Origin of the sequence: Tumebacillus lipolyticus, assembly GCF_042682745.1 — a bacterium.
Classification (GTDB): Bacteria; Bacillota; Bacilli; order Tumebacillales; family Tumebacillaceae; genus Tumebacillus_A; species Tumebacillus_A lipolyticus.
Window position 1 is genome coordinate 1 of the sequence record NZ_JBHUIO010000003.1, and the last position, 4,915, is coordinate 4,915.

5 protein-coding genes and 1 tRNA gene are annotated in these 4,915 nt (G+C 53.5%); all 6 read right to left on the bottom strand.

All coding sequences use genetic code 11. From position 1 onward, the window contains the following. Positions 1-339: 339 nt before the first annotated feature. Positions 340-1,539, bottom strand: coding sequence for an ABC transporter permease (locus ACFSOY_RS05075; RefSeq protein WP_386044498.1), 1,200 nt, complete (start codon positions 1,537-1,539; stop codon positions 340-342). After that, on the bottom strand, positions 1,536-2,261 hold the full coding sequence (locus ACFSOY_RS05080; RefSeq protein ID WP_386044500.1) for an ABC transporter ATP-binding protein: 726 nt from the start codon (positions 2,259-2,261) through the stop codon (positions 1,536-1,538). The genes ACFSOY_RS05075 and ACFSOY_RS05080 overlap by 4 nt, the downstream gene beginning before the upstream one ends. Before the next feature lie 30 nt (positions 2,262-2,291). Then, a complete protein-coding gene (locus tag ACFSOY_RS05085) occupies positions 2,292-2,999 on the bottom strand; it encodes a hypothetical protein (protein WP_386044502.1) in 708 nt (235 codons plus the stop codon). After that, a complete protein-coding gene (locus ACFSOY_RS05090) occupies positions 2,965-3,888 on the bottom strand; it encodes an ABC transporter ATP-binding protein (protein WP_386044504.1) in 924 nt (307 codons plus the stop codon). Before ACFSOY_RS05090 ends, ACFSOY_RS05085 begins: the two co-directional genes overlap by 35 nt. 7 nt (positions 3,889-3,895) lie before the next feature. Then, positions 3,896-4,294, bottom strand: a complete 399-nt coding sequence (locus ACFSOY_RS05095; RefSeq protein WP_386044506.1) for a GntR family transcriptional regulator — start codon at positions 4,292-4,294, stop codon at positions 3,896-3,898. Positions 4,295-4,731: 437 nt separating this feature from the next. Next, positions 4,732-4,815 (bottom strand) — tRNA-Leu (locus tag ACFSOY_RS05100). Positions 4,816-4,915 lie beyond the last annotated feature (100 nt).

Here is a 4,915-nt window from a genome sequence, read left to right on the forward strand (position 1 = left end):
TGACTCGCATCTCTCTTCGTAACACTCGTTTAGTTTTCAAGGATCAATCGTTTTGCTCTTTCGCGTCGTCCGCCGTTTCGCGGCGACAAGAGCTATCTTATCATGGTCTATGCGCTTCCACAACTTAAAGAATCGCCCAATTATCCCCTGTATCAAACAAAAATCCGAGTTTCATTGAACCTTCCCCGATATTCTCCAGATCCTGTTTTCGTTCTCGATCATTCTGCCCAACTCGCTTGAGAACGATTCTTTCTGCTAGCAAAAAGGATCTGGTTGCTCCGCAAAGCGCTGCCGCCTTGCTGAGTCCACCAGACCCTTTCGTTGCGCAGAATATCCTGTTTATCCTTTCACGATCAAGCCTTCACGTCTGAATAGCTTCGCTGCGACGACGACCGCGATCGCTGCATACACGAACGTGCTGCCGAGCACGTAAGCGATATGCGTGTAGTCGGCAATCCCGTACAGCAGTTCCTTGATCAGCACAGTCGCGTTGATGACTGGCAGGAGGAAGTATTGCAGCGGCGCATCTTGCGGTGAGAGGAACATCGTCATGTAGACGGGTACCATCGCCACGATCATAAACGGCGCAAGGTATGTCTGTGCTTCTTTAAAGCTTTTTGCCAGCGAAGACACGCAGAGCATCAGCGAAGCGAACATCACAGCGAGTCCCAAGAGCATCACCAGCATCAACACCACGTTGGTCGGGGTGAGGAACGTCATCGAGAGTTCCAACCCGCCCGCATCTTCTGCGCCCATGATGAGCGGCATGTTTTTGGCGATCAACACCATTGCGATCGTCGACGCGATCGCAGACACAAAGCCCATCAGCGAAGTGGTGATCAACTTACCGGTCAAAATCGCCGTGCCGTTGACCGGGGTGGTCAGAAGCGCTTCCAGCGTGCCGCGCTCCTTCTCGCCTGCCATCAGATCGGTCGCGGCCGGCAATGCGCCTGTCACGCAGGAGACGATCAGCAAGAGCGGTACGATAAATCCGAGAAAAGAGCCCATCTTTTGGTCTTCGGTCGACATGTCGACCGACTGTACATCGAGCGGTTTGACCGCTTCGGAGGAAACGTTCAGCTCTGCCAAACGATCGGTCAGCATCTGTTTTTCAATCTCAGCAAACAAACCTTTCAACACATCTTCTGCGATCTGAGATTTCTGTTCGGACGGGTTGTATAAAATCTTGAGCGCCGCCGGCTGATGCGCCTGAACCTTCTGAGAAAACTGCGGATCGATCTCCACGACCGCACGGATTTCGCTGTCTGCAAGCGCCTGCTCAGGATCGTCCACCTTGACCACTTCGATCCCTTCGTAGGAGTTGATCGCCTTTTCTACATCTGCCTGTTGCCCGACGACTGCGATCGGAATGTGCTTGTGCGCTTCTTCCATCGTTCCCGCCTGCATTTTGACGACGAGGATCATCAGCGCCGGAATCACCAACAGCGGCAGCAGCACCGATGCGATCCACGTCTTGCGATCCCGCAGGAGATCGGTCAATTCTTTTTGCAATACAATCCATACCTGTCTGAAGTTCATCGTCCTGCACCTACCATTTCCATAAAAATACGGTCGAGATCTTTAGTCTGATTTTGTTGATACAGCGTCTCCAGCGTTCCGTTGTACTGCAGCGTCCCGCGGTGGATGATGACCACGCGATCGCACAGCCGCTCCACTTCACTCATGATGTGGGAAGAGAAGATCACCGTCCGACCCTCCTCTTTAAACTCGCCGATCAGCTGGCGGATCACATTGGCTGAGGTGATGTCCAGCCCCGATGTCGGTTCGTCGAACAGCACCACGCTCGGGTCGTGCACCAAGGAGCGCGCGATCGCTGTCTTTTGCTTCATCCCTTTGGAAAAGCCGCCGACCCGCTTGTCGAGATACCGGGTCATATCGAAGCGATTCGCCAAGCTTTCTGTGCGCTGCTTGATCAACGCGTTATCCAACCCGTACAGCTTTCCGAAATAGGCGATGTTCTCTCGTGCGGTAAGCCGATCGTAGAGCCCCGTCTCCCCACCGAAGAGGATGCCGATCTGCTTGCGCACCGCTTCTGGGTTGTGCACCACATTTTTGCCGCCGACAAGGATCTCGCCTTTGGTTGGCTTTAACACCGTTGCGATCATCCGTAGCGTCGTCGTCTTCCCCGCTCCGTTTTCACCGAGCATTCCGATCACTTCGCCCTGTTGGGCGGAGAACGAAAGCTCATTTACCGCTTTAAAATCTCCAAACGTTTTGGTAATACCTTTGACTTCGATCATTTCTCTTTCCCTCCCAGATTCGTTCCTCGCCTAAAAGAGGACGCCATCATCCACATTTTTCTTCGTGATTCGCCACCAGATCCAGGCGGACACCCCGCCGAACAGAGCGGACAAGAGCGCGAAGATCCAACCGCTCGTTTTCGACCAATCGATCACATTCCGCACGATGTGCTCATCGAATACAAACCAGACGATCGCGCACACCGCGAGCCACGCCACCACATATCCGCCAGTGTACAGCCACAGCTTCACCTTGCTGCGCGAGTGGATCTCCCAGTAGGGGTACCAGCAGGACATGCCCAGCCCATAGCCAAAACAGATGGCGATAAACCACAGGTAGCTGCTCGGCGGCAACACTTCACGCAGCGCCGGCGATACGAGGTACATTCCGGCGAACAGCAGGATCGCATTCGGTATCGCGCGCAGGAACACGAGGATCATCCGACTGAGGATCACACTTCCCGTCGAGATCGGCAGCGTGCGATAATATTTCAACTGCGAGTACGTCCGCTCCGTGTGCTTCCTCGTGTACCACGGGCATCCGATGATCGGTATGACTGCCATGAAGTAAAAGTCGATCAGATAAGGGTCGAGCGTAAACTCTTGGCTGATCAGTGTGCGCAGAACCATCAGCCCGGTCCATACCCCGAAGATGAACGAGATGACCAGCATCAACAGGTAGTTCCCCCACGCTCGGCTCAGATCATGACCGACCAGTTTCCACGCTGCTTGCCACATGATGATTCCCTCCCCGATCGTGCTCTTTCAACAACTCTGCGAAAATCTCATCGAGCTCCAAGCTGTGCACTCTGAGCACCGTATGACCGCGCTCTCGAAGCGACTGTTCCGTCTCCTCCAGCGAGCAGGTAACCACTCGCACCGGCCCTTTCCCTTCGGCGCTCACCACACCAGGCGTTCGGGCGATTTCTGCAGCCGTCCCCTCGACCCAGAGCTCTTTCCAGCTATCTAAAATCTCATCTTTCTCATAGTATCCGAGCAATTTCCCCCGGTGGAGAAAGAGGACATAATCGGCAAACTTTCGAACCTCCTCCATCGAGTGTGTCGCGATGACCACCGTCTTCTCACCATCTTCCAATTCGCGGGCGATCTCCTCCATCATCACGCGCGAGACGAACGGGTCGAGGTTGGCTGTCGGCTCATCGAGCAGCAGTAGCTGTGGATCGCGGGCCAGCGCCAGGGCGAACAGCACGCGTTGCTGTGTTCCTTTCGACATTTTCTCGATGGCTTGATACCGGTCGATCTCCATCTTTCTGATCAGCTCTTCAAAGCGATCCTCATTCCAGCTCGGATACCACTGCTGCGAAAAATTTCCCGCTTGCACCGCCGTCATCTCTTCAAATCCGAATACCGTATCGGGCATATACCCGATCGATTGCTTGATCTTGACCTCTTGCTCCGGTTGCTGCAAGCCAAGCACGTTTATACTCCCTGCATCTGGGCGAGTCAGATTTTGCACCAGTCGAAACAGCGTGGACTTACCCGAACCGTTCGGACCGACCACCGCAACGCAGTACCCCTTTTCGATCTCCAGATCGATCGGCCCGAATGTAAAAGCACCCGCCTTCTTCTTTACGCCGCTAAGTGATAGCGCCACCTCTTCCCTCATTGCCCCGTCACTCCCCTTCCTGATTCCTCGTTTCGCCCAACACGCTTTCAAACAGTTCGCGCAACACCTGAGGTGAACAACCCATGCGGACGCCGATCTCCACCGCTTCCCGAAAGGCTGTGATCACAGCCTCTTCTCGGAAGCGCTCTCGCTCATTGCCCTCAACCTCCGAGACAAACGTCCCGATTCCTTTGCGCGTTCGGATCAATCCTTCGTTCTCCAGATCCTGATAAACTCGTCTGGTCGTGATCACGCTGCATCCTAACTCTTGGGCTAGGGCCCGAATGGAGGGAAGTGCCGTGCCTGTCGATAGTTGACCGCTGAGGATCAGCTCACGAAACTGCGTTTCGATCTGATGATAGATCGGGTCTGCACTGTCTGTGGAAATCTGAATTGGGATTCGCAACAGTAACACCCCCTCTCACTGTTCATACCATGTATATCTATATACACAGTATACACGTCATACACACCAAGTCAAGCAATAATCTGTATTTTTCAAAACAGAATTTTCCTCATCACACATATTCGATTTTTCTGCTGATCATATTTTGCTCTATTTTCCGGTTTCCGGGCGTCGAGTTCAATTCTCATGATTTGATCCGGTTGTCTACAGTTTCCTGTGCACGCCAAAAAGACTCGATCGGGATGGATCGAGTCTCATCGTTTGCGGTAAAACACTTTCTATAACCTCTTGGTAGCCTCTTGGTCGGCCATTCCGATCGGCTCAGTTCGCCTTCTCCAGTCCGTTGATGCGGTTTCGTCGATCTACCCCCATCGCGATTCTCTTTGCCGATGAAAAATAAAAAAAACGACCCGGCATCGCCGGATCGTCATTTCGTTTGGTGCGGTCGAGAAGACTCGAACTTCCACGGGTAACCCCACACGCCCCTCAAGCGTGCGCGTCTGCCATTCCGCCACGACCGCATTTTTGAAAAGGGAGAACATCTTGAAGAAAAAATGGTGCCGGCGAAAGGAGTCGAACCCTCGACCTACTGATTACAAGTCAGTTGCTCTACCAACTGAG